General features: G+C 68.1%; 26 protein-coding genes. 12 read left to right on the plus strand and 14 right to left on the minus strand.

The window, feature by feature from the left end; all coding sequences use genetic code 11:
- Positions 1-6: 6 nt before the first annotated feature.
- Both OL599_RS07000 and OL599_RS07005 read left to right on the plus strand, forming a co-directional pair.
- Positions 7-852, plus strand: a complete 846-nt coding sequence (locus tag OL599_RS07000; RefSeq protein ID WP_264712951.1) for a shikimate dehydrogenase — start codon at positions 7-9, stop codon at positions 850-852.
- Positions 852-1,613: an SDR family NAD(P)-dependent oxidoreductase gene (locus tag OL599_RS07005; RefSeq protein WP_264712952.1), complete on the plus strand. Its 762-nt coding sequence runs from the start codon at positions 852-854 to the stop codon at positions 1,611-1,613. Before OL599_RS07000 ends, OL599_RS07005 begins: the two co-directional genes overlap by 1 nt.
- Here OL599_RS07005 and OL599_RS07010 read toward each other — a convergent pair.
- The 4 genes from OL599_RS07010 to OL599_RS07025 all read right to left on the minus strand — a co-directional run bounded on the left by OL599_RS07010 (position 1,610) and on the right by OL599_RS07025 (position 5,604).
- Positions 1,610-2,890 (minus strand): aspartate aminotransferase family protein, encoded by a 1,281-nt coding sequence (locus OL599_RS07010; protein ID WP_264712954.1) that lies wholly within the window; start codon positions 2,888-2,890, stop codon positions 1,610-1,612. The genes OL599_RS07005 and OL599_RS07010 overlap by 4 nt on opposite strands.
- A gap of 10 nt (positions 2,891-2,900) precedes the next feature.
- Entirely contained in the window at positions 2,901-3,965 is a 1,065-nt protein-coding gene (locus tag OL599_RS07015) for a phosphotransferase (RefSeq protein WP_264712955.1), read from the minus strand.
- A 65-nt stretch (positions 3,966-4,030) separates the two neighbouring features.
- Complete coding sequence (locus OL599_RS07020; protein WP_264712956.1) at positions 4,031-4,729, minus strand: hypothetical protein; 699 nt, start codon at positions 4,727-4,729, stop codon at positions 4,031-4,033.
- Positions 4,729-5,604, minus strand: coding sequence for an alpha/beta hydrolase (locus OL599_RS07025; protein ID WP_264712957.1), 876 nt, complete (start codon positions 5,602-5,604; stop codon positions 4,729-4,731). The genes OL599_RS07020 and OL599_RS07025 overlap by 1 nt, the downstream gene beginning before the upstream one ends.
- A 382-nt stretch (positions 5,605-5,986) precedes the next feature.
- On the opposite strand from OL599_RS07025, the gene OL599_RS07030 reads away from it, so the two are divergent.
- Positions 5,987-6,682 carry a FadR/GntR family transcriptional regulator gene (locus OL599_RS07030; protein WP_264712958.1) on the plus strand — a complete coding sequence of 232 codons (696 nt, stop codon included), beginning with the start codon at positions 5,987-5,989 and terminating at the stop codon, positions 6,680-6,682.
- 15 nt (positions 6,683-6,697) lie between these two features.
- Here OL599_RS07030 and OL599_RS07035 read toward each other — a convergent pair whose 3' ends face one another.
- From OL599_RS07035 to OL599_RS07070, 8 genes are all read right to left on the minus strand, one after another.
- Positions 6,698-7,516 carry an ABC transporter permease gene (locus OL599_RS07035; RefSeq protein WP_264712959.1) on the minus strand — a complete coding sequence of 273 codons (819 nt, stop codon included), beginning with the start codon at positions 7,514-7,516 and terminating at the stop codon, positions 6,698-6,700.
- 49 nt (positions 7,517-7,565) lie between these two features.
- Positions 7,566-8,510: an ABC transporter permease gene (locus OL599_RS07040; RefSeq protein ID WP_264712960.1), complete on the minus strand. Its 945-nt coding sequence runs from the start codon at positions 8,508-8,510 to the stop codon at positions 7,566-7,568.
- Between the two features lie 65 nt (positions 8,511-8,575).
- Positions 8,576-10,174 carry an ABC transporter substrate-binding protein gene (locus OL599_RS07045; RefSeq protein ID WP_264712961.1) on the minus strand — a complete coding sequence of 533 codons (1,599 nt, stop codon included), beginning with the start codon at positions 10,172-10,174 and terminating at the stop codon, positions 8,576-8,578.
- Between the two features lie 96 nt (positions 10,175-10,270).
- Positions 10,271-10,729 carry a RidA family protein gene (locus OL599_RS07050; RefSeq protein WP_264712962.1) on the minus strand — a complete coding sequence of 153 codons (459 nt, stop codon included), beginning with the start codon at positions 10,727-10,729 and terminating at the stop codon, positions 10,271-10,273.
- Positions 10,726-11,709, minus strand: coding sequence for an NAD-dependent epimerase/dehydratase family protein (locus OL599_RS07055; protein WP_264712963.1), 984 nt, complete (start codon positions 11,707-11,709; stop codon positions 10,726-10,728). Before OL599_RS07055 ends, OL599_RS07050 begins: the two co-directional genes overlap by 4 nt.
- A complete protein-coding gene (locus OL599_RS07060; RefSeq protein ID WP_347403191.1) occupies positions 11,693-12,571 on the minus strand; it encodes an ABC transporter ATP-binding protein in 879 nt (292 codons plus the stop codon). Before OL599_RS07060 ends, OL599_RS07055 begins: the two co-directional genes overlap by 17 nt.
- A 125-nt stretch (positions 12,572-12,696) precedes the next feature.
- The gene (locus OL599_RS07065; RefSeq protein WP_264712964.1) at positions 12,697-13,752 is read right to left on the minus strand and encodes an ABC transporter ATP-binding protein; all 1,056 of its coding nucleotides are present in this window, start codon (positions 13,750-13,752) and stop codon (positions 12,697-12,699) included.
- Entirely contained in the window at positions 13,739-14,872 is a 1,134-nt protein-coding gene (locus OL599_RS07070; protein WP_264712965.1) for a mandelate racemase/muconate lactonizing enzyme family protein, read from the minus strand. The genes OL599_RS07065 and OL599_RS07070 overlap by 14 nt, the downstream gene beginning before the upstream one ends.
- A gap of 188 nt (positions 14,873-15,060) precedes the next feature.
- Between OL599_RS07070 and OL599_RS07075 the strand changes: the two genes are divergently transcribed.
- The gene (locus OL599_RS07075; protein ID WP_264712966.1) at positions 15,061-15,849 is read left to right on the plus strand and encodes an MOSC domain-containing protein; all 789 of its coding nucleotides are present in this window, start codon (positions 15,061-15,063) and stop codon (positions 15,847-15,849) included.
- On the opposite strand, the gene OL599_RS07080 is transcribed toward OL599_RS07075, so the two are convergent.
- On the minus strand, positions 15,846-16,316 hold the full coding sequence (locus OL599_RS07080) for an aminoacyl-tRNA deacylase (protein ID WP_264712967.1): 471 nt from the start codon (positions 16,314-16,316) through the stop codon (positions 15,846-15,848). The two genes, OL599_RS07075 and OL599_RS07080, sit on opposite strands and share 4 nt — an antisense overlap.
- A 361-nt stretch (positions 16,317-16,677) precedes the next feature.
- Between OL599_RS07080 and OL599_RS07085 the strand changes: the two genes are divergently transcribed.
- The 8 genes from OL599_RS07085 (at position 16,678) to OL599_RS07120 (ending at position 23,757) form a co-directional block, all read left to right on the plus strand.
- Positions 16,678-17,523: a transporter substrate-binding domain-containing protein gene (locus OL599_RS07085; RefSeq protein ID WP_456306686.1), complete on the plus strand. Its 846-nt coding sequence runs from the start codon at positions 16,678-16,680 to the stop codon at positions 17,521-17,523.
- Positions 17,524-17,546: 23 nt separating this feature from the next.
- A complete protein-coding gene (locus OL599_RS07090; RefSeq protein WP_264712969.1) occupies positions 17,547-18,260 on the plus strand; it encodes an ABC transporter permease in 714 nt (237 codons plus the stop codon).
- 3 nt (positions 18,261-18,263) lie between these two features.
- Positions 18,264-18,953, plus strand: a complete 690-nt coding sequence (locus OL599_RS07095) for an ABC transporter permease (RefSeq protein ID WP_264712970.1) — start codon at positions 18,264-18,266, stop codon at positions 18,951-18,953.
- Positions 18,950-19,717, plus strand: coding sequence for an ABC transporter ATP-binding protein (locus OL599_RS07100; RefSeq protein ID WP_264712971.1), 768 nt, complete (start codon positions 18,950-18,952; stop codon positions 19,715-19,717). Before OL599_RS07095 ends, OL599_RS07100 begins: the two co-directional genes overlap by 4 nt.
- Before the next feature lie 193 nt (positions 19,718-19,910).
- Positions 19,911-21,014 carry an ABC transporter substrate-binding protein gene (locus OL599_RS07105; RefSeq protein WP_264712972.1) on the plus strand — a complete coding sequence of 368 codons (1,104 nt, stop codon included), beginning with the start codon at positions 19,911-19,913 and terminating at the stop codon, positions 21,012-21,014.
- A 25-nt stretch (positions 21,015-21,039) separates the two neighbouring features.
- Positions 21,040-21,885 (plus strand): ABC transporter permease, encoded by an 846-nt coding sequence (locus OL599_RS07110; protein ID WP_264712973.1) that lies wholly within the window; start codon positions 21,040-21,042, stop codon positions 21,883-21,885.
- Positions 21,882-22,667 carry an ABC transporter permease gene (locus OL599_RS07115; RefSeq protein WP_264712974.1) on the plus strand — a complete coding sequence of 262 codons (786 nt, stop codon included), beginning with the start codon at positions 21,882-21,884 and terminating at the stop codon, positions 22,665-22,667. The genes OL599_RS07110 and OL599_RS07115 overlap by 4 nt, the downstream gene beginning before the upstream one ends.
- 1 nt (position 22,668) lies before the next feature.
- Positions 22,669-23,757: an ABC transporter ATP-binding protein gene (locus tag OL599_RS07120; protein ID WP_264712975.1), complete on the plus strand. Its 1,089-nt coding sequence runs from the start codon at positions 22,669-22,671 to the stop codon at positions 23,755-23,757.
- Positions 23,758-23,787: 30 nt separating this feature from the next.
- Here OL599_RS07120 and OL599_RS07125 read toward each other — a convergent pair whose 3' ends face one another.
- Positions 23,788-25,281 carry a CoA-acylating methylmalonate-semialdehyde dehydrogenase gene (locus OL599_RS07125; protein ID WP_264712976.1) on the minus strand — a complete coding sequence of 498 codons (1,494 nt, stop codon included), beginning with the start codon at positions 25,279-25,281 and terminating at the stop codon, positions 23,788-23,790.
- Positions 25,282-25,406 lie beyond the last annotated feature (125 nt).

Consider the following 25,406-nt stretch of genomic DNA (forward strand, 5'->3'; position numbering starts at 1 on the left):
TATTCGATGACCGACACGAAGCAGTTCAAGGCGGCCGGCCTGATCGGCTGGCCGGTGTTCCAGTCCCGCTCGCCGAAGCTGCACGGCTATTGGCTGGCGCATTACGGCATTCCCGGCACCTATCTGCCGCTGCCCGTGCAGCCCGGGCGTGTGGAAGCGGCGTTGCGCGGCCTGGTGGCGCTGGGCTTCGCCGGCTGCAACGTCACCATCCCGCACAAGGAGGAAGTGGCGCGGCTGGTCGACCGCCTCGATCCCGCGGCGAAGCGGATGGGGGCGGTCAACCTGGTGATCGTGGAAGCCGACGGGTCGCTCAGCGGCTCCAACACCGACGGCTACGGCTTCATCGAGAACCTGCGCGACGGCAAGGCAGACTGGCGCGGTGATGCCGGCCCGGCCGTGGTGCTGGGCGGCGGCGGCGGCGCGCGCAGCGTCGTCGTCAGCCTGCTGAACGAAGGCGCGCCGGAAGTCCAGCTGGTCAACCGCACCCGCGCGCGCGCCGAGCGGCTGGCGCAGGAATTCGGCGGCCCGATCACCGTGCTGGACTGGGACCAGCGCCACACCGCCCTGGCCGGCGCGGCGCTGCTGGTGAACACCACCAACCAGGGCATGGTCGGGCAGCAGCCGCTGGACCTGCGGCTGGACGCGCTGCCGAAGGCCGCGCTGGTCTGCGACATCATCTATAATCCGCTGGAGCCGCCGTTGCTGCAGGCGGCGCGCGCCCGCGGCAATCCGGTGGTGAACGGCCTGGGCATGCTGCTGCACCAAGCGCGACCGGCCTTCAAGGCCTGGTTCGGCGTGATGCCTGAGATCACGCCGGAGCTGCGCGCCGAGATGGAAGCGACGGTGAGGTGATGTCGTTGTTCTCGCTGGCGGGGCGGGTCGCCCTGGTCACCGGCTCGTCGCGCGGGCTGGGCCTTGGCATGGCGCAGGGACTGGCCGAGGCCGGCGCCACGGTGGTGCTGAACGGCCGCGACCCCGCGACGCTCGCGCCGGTCGCGGCCGACCTGCGGGCGGCCGGGCACCGCGTGGATACCGAGGCCTTCGACGTATCCGACGAGGCCGCTGTCCGCGCCGGCGTGGAAGCGGTGGCTGCACGGCATGGCCGGCTGGACATCCTGCTCGCCAATGCCGGTACCCATGGCGCGAAACCGCTGGCGGAGTGGCGGGTGGAGGACTGGGACCGCGTGCTGCGCACCAACCTCACCGCCTGCTTCTTTGCCGCCCAACAGGCGGCCGCGCACATGATCCGCCAGCGCCACGGCCGCATCATCTTCACCGGCTCGCTGACCGGCAGCCGCGGCCGGCCGACGATCCACGGCTATGCCGCCTCCAAAAGCGCGCTGGCGGCCATCGCGCGCACCCTGGCCGCCGAGCTGGGCCCGCACGGCATCACCGTCAACACGCTCGCCCCCGGCTATTTCGAGACCGAGCTCAGCGCCGGGCTGCGCGCAGACACGGCGTTCGTGGAGCGCATGACAACACGCATCCCGCTGCGCCGCTGGGGCACGCCACGTGACCTCGCGGGGATTGCCGTGTTCCTGGCCTCCGAGGCCGGGTCCTATGTCACCGGCCAGGAACTCTATGTGGACGGCGGCCTGGGGACGGCGCTCTAACTGACCGCCGCCAGCGTCTCGTCCAGCGCCGACAGGAAGAAATCGGCCTCTTCCTGGCGCAGCGGCAGCGGCGGCCGCACCTTCAGCACATTGGCCTGCGGACCGGCGCTGCCGATCAGCACGCCGCGGTTGCGCAGCCCGTTGACGATCAGCTTGGTCTCCGCCGCCGCCGGCGCATGGGTGGCGCGGTCGCTGACGATCTCCAGGCCCAGGAACAGCCCGGCGCCGCGGATATCGCCCAGCAGGGCGTGGCGCTGCGCCAGCCGCTTGAGCCCCTGCCGCAGATAGGCGCCCTGGACGGCGGCGTTCTCCGCAAGCCGCTCGTCCGCGATCACGTCCAGCACCGTCTTGGCAACCGCGGTGGACACCGTATTGCCGCCGAACGTGTTGAAATAGCGGGCCTGCCGCCCGAACGCCTCCAGCAGCGCCGGCCGCGCGGCCATCGCCGCGATCGGATGGCCGTTGCCCATCGGCTTGCCCATGGTGATGAGATCCGGCACCAGCCCGTGCTGCGTGAACCCCCACATCACGCCGGTGCGGCCGAAACCGGGCTGCACCTCGTCGGCGATATAGATGCCGCCCGCGGCGCGCACCGCCTCGACCGCCGGGGCCAGGAAGCCCGGCGGGTCGAAGAACACGCCGTCGCTGGAGAAGATGTCGTCGACCAGCAGCGCCGCCGGCCGCACCCCGTCCTGCGCCATGCGGGCCAGCGCCGCGCGCACGCCGTCCGCGAATGTTTCCGCCACATCCACGCCGTCCCGGTCGGCCGGCGGCGCCGGCACGGTGTAGACCCCGGCGCCCAACGGCACCCCGGCCCCAAGCGACGGCGACATGCCAGCGATGGTCTCGGTCACGCCGTGATAGGCGTTGCTGGTGACGATCACCCCCGTGCCGCCGGTGGCGCTCTTGGCGACCCGGATGGCGAGGTCGTTGGCCTCGCTGCCGGTGCAGGTGAACATCACGTTGCCGATCTCGCGCGGCATGGTGGCCAGCAGCGTCTCCGCCAGCGCCAGCACCCCTTCGTGCAGATAGCGGGTATGGGTGTTCAGCGTCGCCGCAGCGCGGGACAGCGCCTCGACGACACGGGGATGGCAGTGCCCGACGCAAGGAACATTGTTGTACATGTCGAGGTAGCGGTTTCCGTCCGCATCCCACAGCCACACCCGCTCCCCGCGCACGAGGTGCACGGGCGCGTCGTAGAACAGCCGGTAGCTCGGCCCGAGCAGCCGGGCACGGCGCGCAAGCAGGTCTTCGGCCGGTTCTGCAAGAGTGGTCATGATGGGTTCCTCATGAAAGGCCGCAGGCGCGGCGCAGGGCGTGTGCAGTGTCCGCCGATCGTGCGGCGGCGATGAGGCCGAGCCGGCGCGTGATCTCCGTTGCGGTCATCGGCGGGTAATGCGGGTTGCCGGGATGCACGCGCCGGTGCCAGGCCGGCAGCACCAGGCTCATGCATAGCCGCGCCGCGATCAGCACCGGCAGCACCGCGAGCTCATCCGGCGTCAATGGGCGCACCGCGTGGAAGCCCGCGACGAACACGGCCATCGCCTCGGCGGCTCCCATGTCCGCACCGATCTGGCTGGTAGCGCCGACGGCCACGTCGATGGCGAGCGCGGTCTCCACCATGTCGCCGAAATCGATCATCCCGACGAGGCGATCGGGATCGGCTGCGTCCACCAGGGTGTTGCCGGTGTTCATGTCGTTGTGCAGCACCTGATGGCGCAGCGTCGGCAGCACCGGACGGGCGCGCGCGTCGAAATCGTCCAGCACCGAGGCGACGGCGTCCTGGGCCGCGGCATGGTCCAGCGTATCCATGACCTCGCGCAGGCGGGGCACATGGGTCACGTCCCAGATCAACGCGTGCCGCCCGGCGGGATGCGTGAAGCCGCGCAGCGCCAGGCCGAGCCGTGCCAGCGCCCGGCCGCAAGCGGCACGCTGGGCGGCGCTGCGCCGCGCCTGCCGCAGTGGCACGCCGGGCAGCCAGCTCAGCAGCCGCACCCGCTGCACGCTGCCGTCGTCGCGCGGCAGCAGCGCCTCGGCGGCGCCGTCCGGCCGCTTCACGATGCGCGGCACGGGAAAGCCGGGATCGCTGGCCGCGATATGCAGCAATGCCTGGATCTGCAGGTCGGTCACCGCCGGGTCCTCGGCGGGGTTGGCGAATTTCAGCACATATTCGGCGCCGTCCGCCGCGACGAGACGAAAATTGCGGTCGCGCTCGCCGGTCAGGAGGGTGGCAGAGGCGCGAAGGCCCCACCCGGCGAGCGCCACCGCCTCGGCCGTCGCGGGCGCCACCTGTTCGGCCGGCACCGTCATGACGGAGAAGATGTCGTGGGCAACGGGCGCGAAGCTGGTCATGCGCGGCAGTGTGCCGCGCATGACCGCCGGCTGGCTAGTACTTGCGCTCGGACGAGCGACGGGGGTTACGAGGCCTGCTGTCGAGACGCGCCCTGGATGCGGCGTTCGCCGAACAGCCTCTGACTGACCGACCGCGGCTTGGCAGCCTCGGCCGCATCCGCCGGGATGAAGGAGCTCTTGCCCCCTTCCAGCTCAAGGGGCAGGACCGTGACGCGCACGAACGCGCTCGGCCCGGAATGGATGTTCGTGCCGATGACCGGGTCGCGACCGGTCTCGAACCAAGCCTGTCCCTCGTCGATGCGTTGCAGATGGTCGCCGACCTCCGCCATCAGGCGCCCATACAGCAGGCGGCGGAGTCCGGGGCCGCGATGCCCGTGGCGCGGCGTGGCGCTTCCGGATTGCGACTCGATACGGTCGGCCCGCATCAGCTGCGGCGCATCCGCACCGAGCGCGGTGCGATGCGACAGCACGAGCGATGCGAGGGACGAGCCGATCAGCGGCACATCGTCCGGCATGACTTCATAGATCCAGACGAGGCCGGCACCTTCCAACGACACCGCCTCGCTCGAGAACGCGCCGTCATTCTCGCCCACCACCGTCGCGGCGTCCGCCGAGCGGAGGGTCAGGCCCCCTTGCCGCACATAGAAGAAGCGATGCGGGCCGTCCGACAGAGCAGGCGCGCTGCCATCGAGCACGACGTCATACACGGAAATCCGCCACCGCCGCGTCGCGGGCTCCTGGTCCGGTGTCTCGCCGGCACGCATCACGCCGTGGCCTTCGTGATCGTGGCGGCCAGGACGGGGTCCTGCGGTCGCAGATATGTCTGCAGAATATCGAAGTGGTTGTAGTTCGGCAGCACATGCACCTCCGGGTCCCAGCCATGCCGGTGCAGGTGATGCGAATAGCGGAACGACTGGTCAATCCACTGCCACGGCTCCAGCCCGCCGACATAGATCGTGACCGGGCACTGCACCAACGGCGTCCTGCGCTCCACGTCACGCCGGCGAACGATCTCCGGCGTGAGACGCAGTTGCTGATTCACCGTCGTGCGCATCGCCGGCTCCGGATCGTAGATGCCGCTGATGAGCACGGCGCCGCGAATGAACGACGGATCGATGCCCCGTGCACGCCAGTCCACCGCCAGGATCTCGGCACCCAGATGCGCGCCGGCCGAATGGCCGGAAAGGCTCACCCGGTTCGGATCGCCGCCATATTCGCCGATATGCCGATGCGTCCATTCCACCGCGCAGATCGCCGAGTCCGCCCCCGCGTCGAGAGTCGACTGCGGGCATAGCTCGTAGTTCACGATCACGGTGGTGATTCCATGCGCGACCAGCGCGCCGGCGATGAAGGAGAAAGCCTCCTTGTCCTGCGCACGCCAATAGCCGCCATGGAAGAACATGTGGACGGGCGACAGCGCATCGCCCGTTCGTTCAGCGGGAAAGATGTCCACCTTGCGCAGCGGATGATCGCCATAGGCGATGTCTGCCGCCATCCGCAGACTGGTCCGGGCCGCTTGGTTGGCCGGCTCCCGCAGCACCCGGTATTCCGCGAAATTCGGGAAGGCGCGTTGCGGGTTGTACTGAAACTCGTGCTCCTCCTCGGTCAGGCCTGACCAGATCGGCGTCCGTTCGCTCATTGTCGTCCCTTCACACTCGATATCCTGGCCAGCTTGCATGGCGCCCGCGTCTCTTCAAGAAACCGTGTGCGGGAATCCGATCCGGCAGCGTGCAGCACAATTCCCGGTCTGGTCAGTCTGGCGCGGTCCCTCGCGGGGCCAGATAGCGCCAACCAATATCATCCAATGACAATCATTCGCGAAGCAATTTCTAGCCGGCAGCGCCCAGAACCATCGCGCCGGCAATCGCCCGTTCACCTGCCGCCCCCCGGTTCCTGCGGTCTGGCTCGTCGGGCTCGGCGGCGGATCGGGCCTGACCCAGGGCGGCCAACTCTGTTGCGAAGTCTTGTCGATTCTGTAAGTCTCTCCACTTGAGCTCAGCGGCAGAGCGATAATGTTGGGAATGTCAGGTCAGGCGATCGAAACCGGGGGTTCGCGTAGCAAGTCGGACGCGGATGGCCAGGCCATCTACCGCAGCCTCAAGGAGTTGATCGCGGGCGGCCGGATGCCCGCAGGCGCCCGGCTGCCGACCGAGCGTGCATTGGCGACGCAATTCCGGGCAGCGCGCAATACGGTTCGCAAGACGATGAACCAATTGGCGGACGAAGGGCTCGTCATTCGCCATGTCGGTCGCGGCACCTTCGTGGCTGAAGCGGCGGCGCCGCGTTCGGGCCCGGACTACAGCCTGGACGAGTTGCTGGAAGCCCGCCTCCTGTTCGAGCCCGCACTCGTGGACCTCGTCGTCGAGCGTGCAACGGAGTCGGATCTCGCAGGGTTGTCGCACCACCTCCACACGCTTCGTGCCGCCGAGACCTGGACGGAGTTCAAGGAAGCGAAATACGCGCTGCATCTCGCCATCGTCCGTGCAGCGAAGAACCGTTTCCTCGAAGGCGTGTTCGAAAGCATCATCCTCTCCCGGCGGCGTTCCGGCTGGGGACGCCCCGGCGGCCGCCCCATTGCGGTGAGTGCGGTGCGGGAGACGGCGGTGCGCGACAACGCCGCGATCATCGACGCGCTTCGCCAGCGCGACCGCACCGCGGCGCGCGAACTCATCCGCACCTACCTGTTGCGCACCCTGTTGTCAGTCGGCGGCAGTTGATTCACGCGGCTGGATCTAGCGCCGGTCCAGCTTCTGCTGCAGCGCCCGTCCGATCAGCATCAGCCCCAGCGCCGTCGTCAGGATCGCCAGACCCGGGAACGCCGACACCCAGGGCGCCAGGATGATGTAGTCCTTCCCCTGCTGCAGGATCGCCCCCCAATCCGGCGTCGGCGGCTGCACGCCCAACCCGAGGAAGCCAAGCGCCGCCTGGATCTGCAGCACCAGCGGGAACAGGATCACGTACTGAACGAGAACCAGCGGCAGGACATTGCGCAGGATATGGCGGAACAGGATGGTCGGGCCGGACAGCCCGATGCTGCGCGCGGCCTCCACATAGGTCTGCCCGGCTTCGGCCAGGGCGCCGGCCCGCGCGATACGGAAGAACACCGGCATGTAGACGACACCAAGCGCCAGCACCAGGTTGATCGTCTTCGGCCCCAGTATGCCGGTGACCATGATGCCCAGGACAACGGGCGGAAAGCTCAGCACGACATCCACCAGCCGGCCCAACGCCATGTCCGCCCGGCCGGCGACGAACCCGGAGATCAGTCCGAGCGAAGCCCCCACGAGCGCCGAGAGCAGCAGCGCCCCGGCGCAGATCGACAGCGTGACCCGCGTGCCGTGGACGACGCGCGCAAACACGTCGCGCCCGACATCATCGGTTCCAAACAGATGCGCCATCGAGGGCGGCGAAAGCGCCTGCTCCACATTGACCGTGAGCGGCGATTGCCCCGCGAAGAGCGCCGGGATCAATGCCACGAGCGCCACGAACGCCAGCAGCAGCACGCCGAAGGCAAGCCCGGGCTGCCGCCGCAATCGGCGAAGTGCGGCCATGGATGCGGCGTGGGAGGTCACGGTTGAACCGGCGCTGGTCATCGGGCCCTCACGTCAGCCGAACACGCGGGTCGATCACCCGATACAGCAGATCGACGATGAGATTCACCACCATCGCCACAACCACGACGATCATCAACGCGGCCTGCAACACCGGGTAGTCGCGGGTTTCGATGGAAGACAGCAACAGCCGCCCAAGCCCCGGCAGCGCGAACAGACTTTCGATGATCACCGCCCCGCCCAGAATCTGAATCAGGATCAGGCCCATGAACGTGACCAGCGGGATCGCCACGTTGCGCAGCACATGCTTGAAGAACACCATGCGCAGCGGTACGCCTTTGGCGATCGCCGTGCGCACATATTCCTGGTGGAAGGCGGACACCACGCTCTGATGCACGAACTGGCTGTAGGCGGCGGCCTGCAGAATGCCCAGGCTCACGATGGGCAGGGCCAGGATGCTGAGATTGTCCACGATCGACTGTCTCGGCGACGTGTACAGCAACGGCGGTGACCAATCGAACACGGTGGAGACGCCCACCAGCAGCATGAGCCCGACCCAGAAGACCGGAGCGGCCAGGCCGAGCAGGTTGAAGACCTGGATGAGGCTGCTCGGCCAACGCCCCTCGTAGATCCCGGCCAGAACGCCCAGCGGAACGCCGACCGCGGTCGCGATGGCAACCGTCATCAGGCTGAGCTGCAGCGTCACCAGCACCGCATCGCCGAGCATCTGCGCCACCGGCTGCCCACGCGTCCAGCTCGTGCCCAGATCGCCCGACAACATCCGCCCGAGCCATCCGAGATACTGGGAGTACATCGGCTGGTCGAGGCCGAAGAACGCCCGCAATGCCTGCGCCGCCGTGGGATCGCTCGTCTGGCCCAGCATCTGGGCGACGACGTCCCCCGGCACGCTGCGCGTCAGCACGAAGATGACGCCGGACGCCAGCAGGGCCGTGAATATGGATGCCGCAAATCGCCGCACGAGATAGCCAACCATCAGCTCTGGCGCTCCGGGTATTGCAAGCAAGAAGGTTGGGGGCGGTCACCGCCCCCAACCCGCGGCTACGACGCCAGGTAGGTGCGCGCCAGGCCGTAATACCAGCCGGTGGGATGCTGGACGTAGTTCTTCACCCGCTCGCCGCGGACCGTGATGTGGTCCGCGCTGAACAACATGACCGTGGGCACCGATCGCGCCATCTCCTGCTGGAACCGCGCATAGATCGCCTTGCGCTTCGCCAGCTCGCTTTCCGCCCGCCCCTCGTCCAGCAGCTTGCTGGCGAGCTCGTCCTTCCAGTTGCGGAAATCCGCACCTTCCGGCGCCATGTGGAAATGCCGGTAGAACAGCAGGTTCGGGTCTGGCTGCGTCGACCAGTCGTTGAAGGTCAGGCCCATCTGTTTGGACTGGAAGTTCTTCACCCACACGCCGAGCTCGATGCGCTGGATGTTGAGCTTGATCCCGATCTTGCCGAGCTGCTCGCGCAGCGCCAGCGCCGCCGGGTCCATCCAGTCATAGCCGATGATCGTGGTCAGGTTCAGGTCCAGCCCGTTCGGGTGGCCGGCATCGGCCAGCAGCTTGCGTGCCTTGTCCAGGTCCTGCTTCTGGTTCGGCAATTGATCGATGGGTACGCCCCAAAGGTCCTGCATGCCCGCAACCATGGTGCCGATGACTTTGCCCAGGCCGCCGACCGAGGCGCGCATGATTTCGGCCTTGTCGACGGCCAGCGAGATCGCCTGGCGAACCCGCTCGTCCGACAGCGGCCCGTATTCGAGGCCGAGATCGAGGGCCTTCTGGTTCAGCGAAGGCCACCGTTCGACGAACAGGCCGCGCTGCCCTTCCACCTGCTGCACGTCCTGCGGCCGCGCCACTACCGCGAGGTCGATGCGCCGGTTGCGCAGGCCCACGAGCATGCCGGAGCTGTTGGGCAGGAAGATGAAGTTGACCTGATCGAGATATGGCAGCCCCGGTTCCCAGTAGTCCGGGTTGCGCGCCAGCACCAGGTTGCTGTTCGGCTTGAACTCCGCGAGCTTGAACGGCCCGGTGCCGACGCTGATCTGGTTCAGCTTGGTGCCGGCATCGGCCGCGTCGAAATATCCCGCCGGCACCACGCCGCCGTACTTGTTGCCGAGCGTCATCGGCAGGGCGGCATTGGGTTGGCTCAGCTTGATCGTCACGGTCGCGTCGTCGGTGGCTTCCACCGACTGGATCACCGCGAAATCGCCGGCGCCGGGCGAGCCGTTCTTCGGATCGCGGATGTAGTTGTAGCTGTAGGCGACGTCCTTCGCCGTCATCGTCTGGCCGGTGTGGAACTTCACGCCTTTGCGCAGCTTCACCGTGTAGGCCAGCTTGTCCGGCGACAGGTCGTAGGACTCGGCCAGCAGCGGGACCGCTTGCCCGTCCGAGCCTTCGTAGAACAGGCCCTGATACAGCAGCACGGTCACGCGGATGCGCGCATCCGCGGCCTGGTGGAACGGGTCGAGCCCCGGCGGCTCCAGCAGCAGGCCCATGGTCAGGGTTCCGCCCTTGCGCGCGTCAGCCGCCGCCGGACCGTACAGCTCGCTGGCATGGGCCGGCGCAACACCGATGCCACCCAGTGCGGCAAGGCCGAACAGTGACAGCGCCGTGCGCCGGGTCAGACCGGCGGGCAGTTCATGATCATGCATCAACGTATCCTCCCATCCGTCGGCCGCCGAGGCACCGACTTGGCTTGAACGCGCGTTTGCAGCAGATGACCCGGCGGTCGCGCATGAACAGACGGCCTATTCGCGATAGGCAAACGTGAATTCGATCTCGACGGCAGCATTGCGCGGAAGTTCGGCCACACCCACAGCCGACCGCGCGTGCCGCCCGCGCTCCTCGAAAATCTGCAGCAGCAGCTCCGAAGCGGCGTCAAGCACCTTCGGCTGATCGTTGAAGCCGGAGGCCGATGCGACATAGCCGTTCACCCGCAAGACCTGCTCGACCTGATCCAGCGTGCCGATCGCGTCACGCAGGCAGGCAAGCCCTTGCAGCACGCATACCTGCGCCTGCGACCTGGCGGTTTCGAGATCGACGTCCGCGCCCACCTTGCCGAAAACCCGCACCTCGCCATCGACTTTCGGAAGCTGCCCCGCGACATAGGCAACCCCGCGATGCAACGTGACCGGCGTATATTTGAAGGACGGTGCGGCCGCTTGCGGAAGAACGAGCCCAAGCCGGGCCAGACGTTGATTGATCATGGTGATGCATCATCCTGTTGCAGCAATGCGCGGACGAGCGCGGAAAGATCGTGCTTCGCCGTGAAGGACACGTCGGCACGCAGGCGCGCGCCGGAAATGAGCGGGAACAGGATCGCAGGCACGGTCGGGACCATCTCGACGGCCAGGCCGGGCCGGCATTCCCGTGCCGCGCGCACGATCTGGCTCGCCGCCGCGCTGAAGCCCTCGAGGTTGTAGACCGCTTGCAGCGGCCCCGCATGCCGCAGAACGGCAACGACGGCGTCGCCGACATCGCCGGCATACATCAGGTCGATCGGGTGATCGTGAAATTCCAGGCGGTACGGCGCATCCGCCCCGGCGGCCCGAAACAGACCCGCGAGCGCGGCCGCGGCACCCTGATACCAAAGACCGGGGCCGAGAATAAGCGGCAGGCGCAGGCCGACGACGGACATGCCGTACCGGCGAACGTGGTAGCGCGCGAGTTCCTCCGCCAGAGTCTTCGTCAGGCCGTACATCGTCGTCGGCGCCACCGGCGCATCCTCGTCCACCGGCTGCGCCGCATAGCTTTCCGCGGGACCGTAGACGACGGTCGAGCTGGTCCAGACGACCCGGCCGATGCCGGCCTCGCGCGCGGCGTCGAGCAGCTTTCCGAAACCCAGCACATTGACGCCCATCGCGGCGTCGGCCTCGGCCTCTCCGGAGCGCATCAAGCCGACGCGGCCGACACCATGCGCCGCGCAGGAGACGACGGCGTCCGCCCGCGCGCCGTGCAGCGCCGCGCGCAGCGCAGCGCGTGATTCCACCGTGCCGGTGAACTCGTCGAACGCGCCGGCGACATCGGCCAGGCGGTCCTCGGCCATCGGCGGGCCGAACAGTTGCGGCCGTGCGCCGGCCGCGATCAGCGCGCGCACCACATGCGATCCGACGAAGCCGCGGCCACCGACAACGAAGACCCGCTTGCCCGCAAGGCGCGTGGGAGGTGAGTCAGAAAGCGAGGTCATCGCGGATGCATGCCTTGAAATGTCCAGGTGCCTTCTCCCGCAGGGCGGGTCTCGTCTCCGCGCAGGCGCCGATGGCGAACGGGCAGCGCGTGCGGAACACGCAGCCCGATGGCGGATTGCTCGGGCTGGGAATCTCTCCGGCCAGTTCCAGCCGGGTGCCGCCGCGATGCCGCCCGGGTGCGGCCTGCATCAGCGCAACGGTGTACGGATGGGCCGGATGCGCATACAGCGTCGCCGTCGGCGCCATTTCCATCACCCGGCCGAGATACAGCACCAGGACCCGGTCGGCGATGACCTCCACCACCGAGAGATCATGGCTGATGAACAGCAGCGACAGGCCGAACGACTGCTGGAGATCCTGCAGCAGGTTGATCACGTCCGCCTGCACGGACACGTCCAGCGCCGAGACCGGCTCGTCGGCCACGATGAATTTCGGTTGCGACGCCAGCGCCCGCGCGATGGCGATGCGTTGCCGCTGGCCGCCGGAAAACGCGCGCGGATAGCGATGAAGATGCTCAGCCGTCAGGCCGACCTGCGTGAGCAGAGCGGCGGCGGCGTCCCGCGCCGCCGTCCCGTGCAGGCCGCGATGCAGGCGCAGCGGCTCGACCAGCGCGTCGCCGATGGTCATCCGTGGATTAAGGCTGGCGAACGGGTCCTGGAATATCATCTGCATGTTGCGCCGGAAGTGACGCAACGCCCCGTCGGGCATCGCCGACAGGTTCTCGCCGGCGAATTCGAGCGTGCCGGCGGTCGGCTCGATCAGACGCAGAAGCAGGCGGCCGAGCGTGGATTTGCCCGACCCGGACTCGCCCACCACGCCCAGCACTTCGCCCTGCTCGATATCGAGCGAGACGTCATCCACGGCGCGAACCGGCTTTGGGGCTTTCGCAAACAGACCGCCGCTTGCCCCGAACGCCTTCGACAACCCGCGGGCGCGCACCAGCGGCACGGCACTCGCCTGCGGACCCGCCGCGTTCGCGTGTGCGCTCACAGCGTGATCTCGCGCCAGCGGCGGCAGCGCGTGACGTGCTGCGCCGTCACCGGCTCAAGCACCGGCTCCGCCGCCATGCAGGCCGCGGTCGCGAAGCCACAGCGCGGGTGAAACCGGCACCCTGCCGGCGGTGCGAGCGGGCTCGGCAGGCCGCCGGGGATCGATTGCAGGCGGCGGCGCGTTCCGCCCGCGTGCGCCCCTCCATGCGGCGTGCAATCAAGCAGCGCCCGCGTGTACGGATGCCGCGGGTGCTCGAGCACGTCCGCTGTCGTGCCCTGCTCGACGATCTGGCTGGCATACATCACCGCCACCTGGTCGGCGATCTCCTCGACCAGCTTCAGATCATGCGTGACGAAGATCATCGCCATGTTCCGTTCGCGCTGCAGACGCCGCAGCAACGTGATGATCTGCGCCTGGATCGTGACGTCCAGCGCCGTGGTCGGCTCGTCGGCAATCAGCAGCCGGGGATCGCAGGCCAGCGCGATCGCGATCATCACCCGCTGGCGCATCCCGCCGGAGAGCTGGTGCGGATAGGCGTCGACACGGGTGTCCGGATCGTTGATGCCAACCTGACGCAGCAGTTCGATGGCCTGGGCCCGCGCCTCGTGGCGAGAGGCGCCCTTGTGGATGCGAATGGGCTCGGCGATCTGCTCGCCTACGGGAAACACCGGATTGAGGCTGGACATCGGGTCCTGGAAGATCATGGCGATCTCGCGGCCGCGCAGCTTGGCCATTTCGGCCTCGGACAAGGCCAGCAGATCGATCACCAGCCCATTGCGGCCGCGGAAGAGAATGCTGCCGCCCGCGACACGGCCGGGCGTACGGGCGAGCAGCCGCATCACGGTCAGGCCGGTGACGGATTTGCCGGAGCCCGACTCGCCGACAATGGCCAGGGTCTGGCCGTCGGCAACACGCAGCGTCACCCCGTTGACGGCGCGCACGATGCCGGCATCGGTGTCGAAATACGTCTTGAGATCGGCGATATCCAGCACCGTCCCTGCAGGGACGTCATCCTCCCCCCGCGCCGCGCCGGGCGAGTCAGCGAACGGCATAGCGGCCGACGGCATCCCAATCGATCTCGATTCCGAGGCCCGGCGCGTCCGGCACGGCAATCATGCCGTCCACCGGCCGGAGCGGCGCCCTCAGCAGGGATTCCCGCAGCGGATTGACGCCGACATCGTATTCGACGAGCGGTGGCTTCGGAATGTTGTCGGCATGCGGGTTGCTCGGCATGGCCGCGACATAATGAACGCCCGCCGCCAGACCGATTCCAGTGCCCCACACATGCGGCGAGATCCGCACATGGTTGAGCACGGCCATCGATGCGATTGCCCGCCCCTGCCAGAACCCGCCGCACAGCGACAAATCCGGCTGCATCACATCGACCCCGCGGCGATCCACGAGCAGCTTGAAGTCATGCGCCGTATACAGCGCCTCGCCGGTCGCGATCGGGATCGGGCTCCAGCGCTGCAGCTGCTCATATCCCGAGATGTCCTGCGGCGCGAGCGGCTCCTCCACCCAGCCGATCCGATGCTGCGCGATGCGGGAAATGCTCTCCCGCGCAAGATCGACCGTATAGTTGGAGTTGATATCGACCATGATGTCGGCGTCGTCGCCCATGATCCTGCGGGCAAGCGCCACGCGCGCCGCATCCGATGCGGGCGAAAGGCCGATCTTGATCTTGATGGCCCGGTGGCCATCCTTCGCCATCCGGGCGATCTGTGGCTCGAAGTCGCGATCCGGGTCCTCGGTGATATATCCGCCGGAGGCGTAGACGCTGACGCGATCCCAGCGCTTGCCGCCGATCAGCCGGTGAACGGGAAGCCCCAGGAGCTTGCCGGTCGCATCCTTGGCCGCGATGTCGATGCCCGACAGGCACGCCATGAACGGCCCCTGCACGCCGAAATGATAATGGCGCGCCAGGATGCGACTGAACACGTGCTCGATGTCGAAAACCGTCGCACCGACGACATATCCTTGCAGGAACGGCAGGTAGGCCAGGTTGACCGCCGGTATTCCCCATGCCTCGCCGTATCCCTCGGTGCCGTCCTCCAGCACCAGCTTGACCAGCGTACTTTGCCGCGCCGTGGCGAGGGACTTGGACATCCCATAGGCCGCCCCCTCGGGCAGGGGTGCGTTCAGCGCAATGAATGCGACTTCCGTGACCTTCACCACCCCTCCTGTGGCGTATCATCCGACGCCAATCTTGGATCAATTCCGACCAGAATGTGAACCAATGCTCGGAGCGTGACAAGTCCTCGACCGCCGTTGCCGGCAGCCGGACGCCGGCATTACCCTCCGCGCGCCGTCGTCGTGGTTGCCCAGCGCGGCAATGCCGATCCAACCATGGAGTTGCCAGCATGAGTGTCATCGGGCACGTCGAAAGCCTGTGGCGTTATCCCGTGAAGAGCATGCGCGGCGAAAAGCTGCAGGAGGCATACATTGCCTTCTCGGGCGTCTACGGCGATCGCCTTTATGCGTTCCGCAACCCCGACGCCCCCGCGGGATTTCCCTACCTCACCGGGCGCGAGCTCGCGGAGATGCTGCTGTACCGGCCGAGATTCCGCGACCCGGCGCTGGCGGCGCGCCCCCCGAACCTGGCGGAAGCCGAAAGCCTCGCGCCCGGTCTCACGCCCGTCTATCCCGCCATCGGCGATCTCGCCGTGGATGTCGAAACGCCGGCGGGCGACGTGCTGGCGATCGATGATCCCACGTTGCGCGATCGGCTGCGCACGGCAAGCGGCGCCGCGCACGGGCTCGCTCTGCTGCGGTCCGACCGGGCGATGACGGATTGCCGGCCGGTATCCTTCATTTCACTGCAGACGGTGCGCGGCCTCGGGCAGGAAGTCGGCATGGCGCTGGACCAGCGCCGGTTCCGCGCCAACATCTACGCTGATCTCGGCGCCGCCTCCGGGTTCACGGAGGACGGGTTCGTCGGGCGCTCGCTGCGGATCGGCGCCAAGGCGGTGGTTGCGCTGCTGGAGCGCGATCCGCGCTGCAAGATGATCACCCTCGACCCGGACACAGCGCAGGCACGCCCTGAGGTATTGCGCAATGTCGCCCAGGCGCATGACGGAAAGGCCGGCGTCTATGGCGCCGTGCTGGTGGAAGGAACCGTCCGTCCAGGCGACGAGATCGCGCTGAACTAGGCAGGATGGCTGAAGCGGGCCCAGCGCGCCTCCTTCGTCAACGCCCTGAAGGCGGCGCCGCTCACATGCACCAGCGTGGCGTGGTCGCCGGCCTCGAAATACACGTCCGGCGCATCGCTCAGACTCTCGTCCACCACCACCGGCACGCCGTAGGCCGCGCCCACGGGCGGGATGGCGCCGATTTCGCAGTCGTTGAACAGCCCGGTGACCTCCGCCTCTGTCGCCAGGCCGAGCCGCCGGTCCAGAAGCGACTGCAAGGTGCCCAGCTCCACGCGATGGGTGCTGGGAACAACGGCGAGCACGTAGCCAAGTTCGTGATGGACGACCACGGGCTTGGCCACCTTGCTCCCGGCGACATGCGCCGAGTGGGCCGACCCGCTGGTCGTCAGCGTGCGCGGATGCGCGACGACGTCGTAGGCAACACCCTGGTTATCCAGGTACTGCCGAAGCCGGTTCGCGATTGTCATGGTCAACCTCCTTGCGGTGACGACCGGGTCGGCACGGCACGGGTCGCTAGATCGATCCCTGGCGGGTGTGGTCATCGCCGGCCCCGGCCGGGCTCCGGTCCCAGGCGGTGGCGTGTGGCCGGACATCGTCTCCGCCGCGTCGAGGAGCGGGACGTGGGGCACCCAGGCTAGCACGTCGAGGCCCAGGCCTCACCCGGCTTCAAGCCGTCCGACGGGGCGGTCCGCCCCTCCGGCCCCCGGGGCGCCGCCTGATTTCCCACTTTGCAAACGCCATCGGGAGCCTTAGCTTCCGCCGCTTCATGCCGGGCCCACGCAGTCCGTGCGCGGTCGTGTGCGTGCATAATAATGGGGAGGCTTCATGGTGAAGATATCGCGTCTTCTGCCGGCGTTGGCCGTCGCGGTCGCATTGGCCGTGCCGGCGGCGCAGGCCAAGGACTGGAAGAAGGTGGTGATCGCCACCGAAGGCGCCTATGCGCCGTACAACATGCACGCGCCGGACGGGAAGCTGATCGGCTTCGAGATCGACCTCGCCCTGGATGTGTGCAAGCGCGTCAACCTGACCTGCGAATTCGTGGCCCAGGACTGGAACGGCATCATCCCCGGCCTGAACGCCGGCAAGTATGACGCCATCATGTCCGGCATGAGCATCACCGCGAAGCGGCTGGAAGTGATCGACTTCACGCGCCCCTACTCCAACTCGCCCACCACCTTCGCGGTGATGAAAGAAAGCCCGCTCGCGGCCATGCCCGACAGCGGCGTGCGCGTGTCGCTGGACGACAAGGCGGCGATGGACAAGGCGATCAAGGACCTCGCCCCCGCGCTGAAGGGCAAGGTCATCGGCGTGCAGGTCTCGACCATCCAGGCCGATCTGCTGAACACCTACTTCAAGGGCGTGACGGAGATCCGCACCTACCCGACCACCGAGGAGCACGACCTCGATCTGCAGGCCGGCCGCGTCGACGCGGCACTGGCGTCCACCTCCTATTTCGCGTCCACCCTCAGCAAGCCGGGCGGGGACCAGATGAAGCTGTCCGGACCGCTGTTCACCGGCGGCCTGCTCGGCAAGGGCACGGGCATCGGCTTGCGCAAGAGCGACGCCGACCTGAAGGCGCTGCTGGACAAGGGGCTGAACGAAGCCCTGGCCGACGGCACCATCAAGACGCTCTCACTCAAGTGGTTCAAGGTCGACATCAGCCCGCCGTCCTAGGCTGACCCCCGAGGCGCGTGGGCATGGCGACCTATTTCACGCTGATCGGCTTCGGGCCGAACGGCTGGGGGTGGCAGCTTGCCTACGCGACCTTTCTGACCCTCTCCGTCTCGGCCTGCGCGTTCGCCACCGGGCTCGGCTTCGGCACCCTGGGTGCCTGGGCCAAGCTGTCGGGTTCGGCCGTGGCAGGCCGGGCCGGCGACGTCTACACCACCGTCGTGCGCGGCATCCCCGACCTGCTGGTGGTCTACCTGTTCTATTTCGGCGGCAGCCAGGTGATGACCGCGGTTGCCCGCATGCTCGGGCAGCAGGGCTTCTGGGGCCTGAACGGCTTCATGGTCGGCACGCTGGCCGTGGGCATCGTCTCCGGCGCCTATCAGACCGAGGTGATCCGCGGCGGCTACCTGGCGATCCCGCGCGGCGAGATCGAGGCGGCACGCGCCGTGGGCATGGGGCGGCTGCTGATGCTGCGCCGCATCATCGCCCCCCGCGCACTGCGCTACGCCATGCCGGGCATCGGCAATGTCTGGCAGCAGGTGCTGAAGGAGTCGGCCCTGATCTCGGTGACCGGCCTCGCCGAGATCATGCGCCAGATCCATGTGGGCGCCGGCTCCACCCGCCTGCCCTTCGACTTCTACATCACGGGCTTCATGCTGTACCTGATGCTGACCACGGTTTCCGGCTTCGCCTTTCGCGGCGCCGAGGGCTGGACGCTGCGCAGCGAGCGGCGTGCCTGACGCATGGATTTCGCCTTCCTCATCGACACGATGCAGAAGCTGCTGGCCGGCGTGCCGCTGACCCTGGAGCTCACGTTCGTGTCGGTGGCCATCGGCGCCGCGCTCGCGGTCCTGCTGGCGGTGCTGCGCGCCTCCTTCCTGCCGTGCGAATGGCTCGTGCGCGCCTATGTGTTCGTGCTGCGCGGCACGCCGCTGCTGCTGCAGATCTTCCTCATCTATTACGGCATCGGCCAGTTCGCGGAGGTCCGCAACAGCTTCCTATGGCCGTTCCTGCGCCAGCCTTATTGGTGCGCCATCCTGGCGCTGTCGCTGAACACCGCGGCCTATGGCGCCGAGATCATCCGCGGCGGCCTGCTCGCCGTGCCCCAGGGCGCGGCCGAGGCCGCCCGGGTGTCCGGCATGTCGGGCTTCCTGCTGTACCGCCGGATCATCCTGCCGCTGGCGATCCGCCAGGCGCTGCCGGCCTACGGCAATGAGCTGGTGATCATGGTGAAATCCACCTCGCTGGCCAGCATCGTGACACTGATGGAAGTCAGCGGCATCTCCTACGCCATCATCTCCGAGACCTACCGCGCGCTCGAGGTCTTCCTGTGCGCCGGAAGCATCTACCTCGTGATCAACTTCCTGCTGACCCGCGCGATCGCCCAGGCGGAAGCCTGGCTGAACCCGCATCTGCGACCGGCCACATCATGACCTCTGCCATCACCGTCCGCGACCTGCGCAAGAGCTTCGGCCAGAACGAGGTCCTGAAAGGCGTCTCCGTCGACGCCCGCGAAGGCGAGGTGATCTCGATCATCGGCGCCAGCGGCTCCGGCAAGAGTACGCTGCTGCGCTGCATCCCGATGCTGGAAGTGCCGGACGCCGGCGAGGTCGCCATCGGCGGCGAGACCATCCGCATGCGCTCGCGCCGCGGCCACCCGGAGCCGGCGGACATCCACCAGGTCAACCGCATCCGCAGCTCCCTGGGCTTCGTGTTCCAGAGCTTCAACCTGTGGGCGCACATGACGGTGCTGCAGAACGTCATCGAAGCGCCGGTTCACGTGCAGAAACGCCCGCGCGGCGAGTGTATCGCCGAGGCCGAGGCGATCCTGGAAAAGGTCGGCATGGCCGAGAAGCGCGACGCCTACCCCGCCCACCTCTCCGGCGGACAGCAGCAACGCGCCGCCATCGCCCGCGCGCTGGCCATGCGCCCCCGCGCGCTGCTGTTCGACGAGCCGACATCGGCACTCGACCCCGAGCTGGTCGGCGAAGTGCTGCGCGTGATCCGCGGCCTGGCCGAGGAAGGGCGCACCATGCTGATCGTGACCCATGAAATGGCCTTCGCCGCCGACGTCTCCACCCGCACGATCTTCCTGCATGCCGGCCGCATCGAAGAAGAAGGCCCGCCCGCCCAGGTCTTCATCAACCCCCGGACCGACCGCTGCCGCGCCTTCGTCACGCGCCACCTCAACCGCTGACGCGCGCTACCGGGCGGGTGGCGCCTGCCCTGCCGGCCACCCCTCTCCGCCGTCTGCGGACCCGGCCCGTCCCGTCCGCCCCCCGGCACGGCGAAGAAATGTCGTCAGAGCCTTCATGGATATGTCATTATGATACTGCCGTGTATCGGCGTTACAGCCGGCTTCCTCGCAATATGAAGTGAGAGCAAGAGCCATGACGTTTGATCGCCGTTTCATCCTCAAGTCGGGTCTGGCAGTCGCCAGCACCAGCCTGTTCGGAACCGGCCGGGCCTTCGCCGCCGGCCCCAACGTCCCCGCCGCGCTGGCCGCGGCCGCCAAGAAAGAGGGCCAGATCAACGTCATCGCCCTGCCGCGCGACTGGGCGAACTGGGGCGTGACGATGGACCGCTTCCAGGCGCTGTATGGCGTGAAGCTCGACTCCGCCAACCCCGATGGCAGCTCGGCCGAGGAGCTGCAGGCGATCCGCAGCCTCAAGAACCAGCAGCGGGCGCCCGACGTGGTCGACGTGGGTCCGGCCTTCGCCATCTCCGGCACCAAGGAGAAGCTGTACGCGCCTTACAAGGTCGCGACCTGGAACGAGATCCCGGACGACGTGAAGCACAAGGACGGCTTCTGGTACGGCGACTACTATGGCGTCACATCGTTCGCGGTGAACAAGTCCGTGGTCAAGAACGTGCCGCAGACCTGGGCGGACCTGAAGAAGCCGGAATACAAGGGCATGATTGCCCTGAACGGCAACCCGCTCGCCGCGGGTGCGGCCATCGGCGCCGTGTATGCGGCCGCCCTGGCCAATGGCGGCAGCTTCGACAACATCAACCCCGGCATCGAGTTCTTCGGCGAACTGGCCAAGCTCGGCAACCTGAACCCGGCCGCCGCCACCCCGGCAAGCCTCGTCGCCGGGCAGACGCCGATCGCCCTCAACTGGGATTACCTCAGCCTCGGCTACAAGAAGGCCAACGAGGGCAAGGTCGACATCGACGTGCTGGTGCCGCGCGACGCGCCGCCTTTCGGCAACTACTACTGCATGGCCATCAGCGCCTATGCCCCCCACCCGAACACCGCGAAGCTGTGGATGGAGTATGTGTATTCCGATGAGGGCCAGCTGGCGTTCCTCGGCGGTTTCGCCCACCCGATCCGCTTCAACAGCCTGGTCGCGGCCGGCAAGGTGCCGGACGCCGTGCTGAAGACGCTGCCCCCGGCCGAGGCGTACAAGAACATCAAGTTCGCCACCCCGGACCAGGCGGACAAGGCCAAGAAGGCATTGACCGACAACTGGCCGCGGGTGGTGAAAATCTGACCCTGCGCGCAGGCCCGGCCGGCACATGAAGGCGCCGGTAGCCTGGCTGTTCATCGGGGCGTTTCTCGCGGTGTGCGCCACCTTCCTGGTGGCGCCCACCGCGATGCTGGCGATCCAGGCGGTCACCGGCGAGGACGGCTTCACGCTCGCGTATATCGAGACCCTTGGCCAGTACCGCTACCGGGTCGCGTTCGAGCATTCGCTGTATCTGTCGCTCGCCTCGGCCACCGCCGGCGTCGTCGCCGGCGGGCTGGTCGCGTTCGCGGTGCTCAAGCCTGGCGCTCCGGCTTGGCTGCGCTCCCTGGTCACCAGCTTCTCGGCGGTGGCGGCGAACTTCGCCGGCGTGCCGCTGGCGTTCGCATTCATCTCCACGCTCGGCACGCTGGGCCTGCTGACGATGCTGCTCAAGCGGATCGGCCTCGACCTCTACGACATGGGCTTCAGCCTGTTCTCGATCACCGGGCTGACGCTGACCTATTCGTATTTCCAGATCCCGCTGATGGTGATCATCATCACGCCGGCGATCGCGGCGCTGCGCCCGTCCTGGCGGGAGGCGGCGGAGATCCTCGGCGCGACACCCGGGCAGTACTGGCGCCATGTCGGCCTGCCCGTCCTGGCGCCCTCGCTGATCGCCGCCTGGATCCTGCTGTTCGGCAACGCCTTCTCCGCCTACGCCACCGCCTACGCGCTCACCTCCGGCAATATCGGCCTGGTCACCACGGAGATCAGCGCCGTGCTGTCCGGCAATGTCGCCGCAGACCCGCAGATCGGGGCGGCGCTGTCGGTGGGCATGATCGTGGTGATGGTGACCGTGCTGGCGATCAGCACCGCGATGACGCGCCGCGCCAGCCGGTGGACGGCGCGATCATGAGCGGGGCCGGCGCCAACCGGATGGGGCCTGGCGGCTGGACCACCCTGATCCTGGCCGGGGTGTACTTCGTTGTTCCGCTGGCGATGACCGCGGCGTTCAGCCTTTGGGAGGGCGGCAGCACCTACGGGTTCGAAGCCTATCGGCTGCTGTTGGCCTCGGCCGACCTGCCGGACGCGCTGCTGCTGTCGATGGAGCTCGCTCTGGCCACGGTGGCGGCGCTGCTGCTGCTGCTGGTGCCTGCGATGATCTTCATGAACCTGTATGCGCCCGGCCTGCGGCCGCTGTTCGAGTTCATCGCGACCCTGCCCTTCGTGGTGCCGGCGATCGCCCTGGTAGCGGGGCTGACGGCGCTGTTCACCGGACCGGAATGGCTGATCGGCACGCCGTTCTATCTGGTGATCCCCTATTTCTTCCTCGCATTGCCTTTTGCCTACCGCTCGCTGGACGTGGGTCTGCGGGCGATCGACCTGACCACGCTGACCGAGGCCGGACAGTCGCTTGGCGCGGGCATGGGGCAGATCATCCGCATGGTGATCCTGCCCAGCCTGCGCGCCGCGCTGGTCGGCAGCACCCTGCTGACGCTGGCGGTGGTGATGGGGGAATTCACCTTTGCCAATGTGCTGTTGTTCCGCACCTTCGCGGTCTACATGAACCAGATGGGCCAGCACGAAGCGACGGCGGCGGCGGCCCTTGCTGTGGTCAGCTTCCTCATCACCTGGGCCGCGATGCTCGGCGTGCTGATCGCCGGCCGCGGCCAGACCTCGATCCCCGGAGGACACTGAGATGGCGACCGTCGAGGTGAACCGGGTGTCCAAATCCTTCGCCGGGCGCCAGGTGCTCGCGGACCTCAGCCTCACCATGGGCGAGGGTGAGCTGGTGTGCCTGCTCGGCCCCAGCGGCTGCGGCAAGACCACGCTGTTGCGCATCATCGCCGGCTTCATCCCGCCGGAATCCGGGCGCGTGCTCGTCGCCGGCAAAGACGTGACAGCGCTGTCGCCCAGCGCGCGCCGCATGGGCATGGTGTTCCAGGCCTACAGCCTGTTCCCCAACATGACCGCGCTCGACAACGTGCGTTTCGGGCCGCGCGTCGCCGGCCGGCCGAAATCCGAGCAGATCGCCCGCGCCGGCCAGCTGCTCGATCTCGTCGGCCTGTCCGAGCATGCCGACAAGTATCCGCACCAGCTCTCCGGCGGTCAGCAGCAGCGCGTGGCGCTGGCCCGGGCGCTGGCGGTGCAGCCGCAGGTGCTGCTGCTGGACGAACCGCTGTCGGCCCTGGACGCCAAGGTGCGCGTGCAGCTGCGCGAGGAGATCCGCCGCATCCAGCGCGAGACCGGCGTGACCACCGTCCTGGTCACCCACGACCAGGAAGAGGCGCTGTCGATCTCCGACCGGGTCGCGGTGATGAACGAAGGCCGGCTGCTGCAGGTCGCCAGCCCGTCCACGATCTACCGCGAGCCCTCCTGCGGGTTCGTGGCCCGCTTCATCGGCTCCGGCGCGGTGCTACGCGGTGTCGCCGAGGGACACAGCGTGCGTGTCGCCAACCTCGCTTTGCCGGCCAGCGCCGCCGCGGCGCATGTGCATGGTGCTGCGGTGGAGATGTTCATCCGTCCGGAGAACGTGCGGCTGCAGCCGATGAACGGCCAGCTGCCGCCCGGCGCCGTGGGAGTGGAGGTACGCGAGCGGACCTTCCTCGGATCGCTGACCCGCATACGCCTGACGCTGCCCGGCACCGACGATCAGTTCAGCCTCTGGGCCGACCTGGCAAGCGAGCAGGCCGAAGCCTTCATCCCGGGCAGCCGCGTGGTCGCCCAATGGGACGAGGCGGCCCCGCGGGTCATGCCGGATGCCGATGCGGGCCTCCGCAACGGCTGAGGCGGCGACGCCGGCCGGCCAACGGCCCCTTCACCGGCCGATCTGCGGCATGGCGAATTCCGCCCCGGCGCGGATGCTGGCGGGCCAGCGTTGCGTGATGGCCTTGTAGCGGGTGTAGAAGCGCACGCCTTCGGCGCCATGGACGTGGTGGTCGCCGAACAAGGACTGTTTCCAGCCGCCGAAGCTGTGGAACGCGGCCGGCACGGGGATGGGCACGTTGATGCCGACCATGCCGACCTTGATGGCACTGGCGAAGCCGCGGGCGGCGCCACCGTCGCTGGTGAACAGCGCGGTGCCGTTGCCGAAGCGGTGCGCGTTGATCATGTCCACCGCGTGCCCGAGATCCGGGGTGCGCACCACCGACAGCACCGGGCCGAAGATCTCCTCCTGGTAGATGCGCATGTCCGACGTCACGTGGTCGAACAGGCTGCCGCCGAGGAAGAAGCCGTTCTCGTATCCCTGCAGCGACAGGCCGCGGCCATCGACGACCAGTTCGGCGCCTTCCTTCACCCCGGTGTCGATATAGCCGATCACCTTGTTGCGGTGCTCGGCGGTCACCAGCGGCCCCATCTCGGCTTCCTTGTCGATGCCGGGGCCGACTTTCAGGGCACGCACGCGCGGGGCGATGCGCTCGACCAGCCGGTCGCCCACGTCGCCCACGGCGACGGCCACCGAGACGGCCATGCAGCGCTCGCCGGCGCTGCCATAGGCCGAGCCCATCAGCGCATCGACGGCCAGGTCCAGATCGGCATCGGGCATCACCACCAGATGGTTCTTGGCCCCGCCCAGCGCCTGCACCCGCTTGCCGCTGTGCGTGCCGCCACGATAGACGGCCTCGGCGACCGGGGTGGAGCCGACGAAACTGATCGCCTGGATGTCCGGATGCGCCAGGATCGCTTCCACCGCCGCGCGCCCGCCCTGCACCACCTGGAACACCCCGGGCGGCAACCCGGCCTCGGCCAGCAGCTCGGCCATCACCAGGCTGGCGGACGGGTCCTTCTCCGAGGGCTTGAGCACGAAGCAGTTGCCGGCGGCGAGCGCCACCGGGATCATCCACAGCGGCACCATGGCGGGGAAGTTGAACGGCGTGATGCCGGCGACCACACCCAAGGGTTGGCGCATGGACCAGGCATCGATGCCGCCGGCGACGGCCTCGGTGTACTCGCCCTTCAGCAGATGCGGGATGCCGCAGGCGAATTCCACGACCTCGAGGCCGCGCTGAACCTCGCCCTCGGCGTCCGACAGGATCTTGCCGTGCTCGGACGTGATGATGGCGGCGATGCGCCTGGTGTCGCGCTCCAGCGCCTCCCTGAACTTGAACAGCACGCGCGCGCGCCGCAGCGGCGGCGTGGCGGCCCAGGCGGGCCAAGCCGCGGTGGCGGCGGCGGCAGCGGCGTTCACCTCCTCCACGCCGCCCATGGCGACCCGGCCCGAGACCTCGCCGGTGGCCGGATTGAACACGTCGCCCGCCGCGCCGTTGCCGGCGACGATGCGTCCGCCGAGATAGTGCCCGATCTGCTGCATGGTCCCTCTCCCCACCGCCAGGTCTTGTCGTTGGACCGAGAATAGGAGCCGCGAAGGCCGCAGAGGAAGCGCGATGTGCGCCGTTGCCGCCGGGCAGACGTTTCAAGCTTGAAGTATTTTCCCGC

It is taken from the genome of Limobrevibacterium gyesilva (genome assembly GCF_025989185.1).
Lineage (GTDB): Bacteria > Pseudomonadota > Alphaproteobacteria > Acetobacterales > Acetobacteraceae > Limobrevibacterium > Limobrevibacterium gyesilva.

Bases quoted from the DNA above. Each gene is read 5' to 3' on its own strand.
- OL599_RS07000 (WP_264712951.1), top strand. From the start codon at position 7: ATGACCGACACGAAGCAGTTCAAGGCGGCCGGCCTGATCGGCTGGCCG.
- OL599_RS07005 (WP_264712952.1), top strand. From the start codon at position 852: ATGTCGTTGTTCTCGCTGGCGGGGCGGGTCGCCCTGGTCACCGGCTCG.
- OL599_RS07010 (WP_264712954.1), bottom strand. From the start codon at position 2,890: ATGACCACTCTTGCAGAACCGGCCGAAGACCTGCTTGCGCGCCGTGCC.
- OL599_RS07015 (WP_264712955.1), bottom strand. From the start codon at position 3,965: ATGACCAGCTTCGCGCCCGTTGCCCACGACATCTTCTCCGTCATGACG.
- OL599_RS07020 (WP_264712956.1), bottom strand. From the start codon at position 4,729: ATGCGTGCCGGCGAGACACCGGACCAGGAGCCCGCGACGCGGCGGTGG.
- OL599_RS07025 (WP_264712957.1), bottom strand. From the start codon at position 5,604: ATGAGCGAACGGACGCCGATCTGGTCAGGCCTGACCGAGGAGGAGCAC.
- OL599_RS07030 (WP_264712958.1), top strand. From the start codon at position 5,987: ATGTCAGGTCAGGCGATCGAAACCGGGGGTTCGCGTAGCAAGTCGGAC.
- OL599_RS07035 (WP_264712959.1), bottom strand. From the start codon at position 7,516: ATGGCCGCACTTCGCCGATTGCGGCGGCAGCCCGGGCTTGCCTTCGGC.
- OL599_RS07040 (WP_264712960.1), bottom strand. From the start codon at position 8,510: ATGGTTGGCTATCTCGTGCGGCGATTTGCGGCATCCATATTCACGGCC.
- OL599_RS07045 (WP_264712961.1), bottom strand. From the start codon at position 10,174: ATGCATGATCATGAACTGCCCGCCGGTCTGACCCGGCGCACGGCGCTG.
- OL599_RS07050 (WP_264712962.1), bottom strand. From the start codon at position 10,729: ATGATCAATCAACGTCTGGCCCGGCTTGGGCTCGTTCTTCCGCAAGCG.
- OL599_RS07055 (WP_264712963.1), bottom strand. From the start codon at position 11,709: ATGACCTCGCTTTCTGACTCACCTCCCACGCGCCTTGCGGGCAAGCGG.
- OL599_RS07065 (WP_264712964.1), bottom strand. From the start codon at position 13,752: ATGCCGTTCGCTGACTCGCCCGGCGCGGCGCGGGGGGAGGATGACGTC.
- OL599_RS07075 (WP_264712966.1), top strand. From the start codon at position 15,061: ATGAGTGTCATCGGGCACGTCGAAAGCCTGTGGCGTTATCCCGTGAAG.
- OL599_RS07080 (WP_264712967.1), bottom strand. From the start codon at position 16,316: ATGACAATCGCGAACCGGCTTCGGCAGTACCTGGATAACCAGGGTGTT.
- OL599_RS07090 (WP_264712969.1), top strand. From the start codon at position 17,547: ATGGCGACCTATTTCACGCTGATCGGCTTCGGGCCGAACGGCTGGGGG.
- OL599_RS07095 (WP_264712970.1), top strand. From the start codon at position 18,264: ATGGATTTCGCCTTCCTCATCGACACGATGCAGAAGCTGCTGGCCGGC.
- OL599_RS07100 (WP_264712971.1), top strand. From the start codon at position 18,950: ATGACCTCTGCCATCACCGTCCGCGACCTGCGCAAGAGCTTCGGCCAG.
- OL599_RS07105 (WP_264712972.1), top strand. From the start codon at position 19,911: ATGACGTTTGATCGCCGTTTCATCCTCAAGTCGGGTCTGGCAGTCGCC.
- OL599_RS07110 (WP_264712973.1), top strand. From the start codon at position 21,040: ATGAAGGCGCCGGTAGCCTGGCTGTTCATCGGGGCGTTTCTCGCGGTG.
- OL599_RS07115 (WP_264712974.1), top strand. From the start codon at position 21,882: ATGAGCGGGGCCGGCGCCAACCGGATGGGGCCTGGCGGCTGGACCACC.
- OL599_RS07120 (WP_264712975.1), top strand. From the start codon at position 22,669: ATGGCGACCGTCGAGGTGAACCGGGTGTCCAAATCCTTCGCCGGGCGC.
- OL599_RS07125 (WP_264712976.1), bottom strand. From the start codon at position 25,281: ATGCAGCAGATCGGGCACTATCTCGGCGGACGCATCGTCGCCGGCAAC.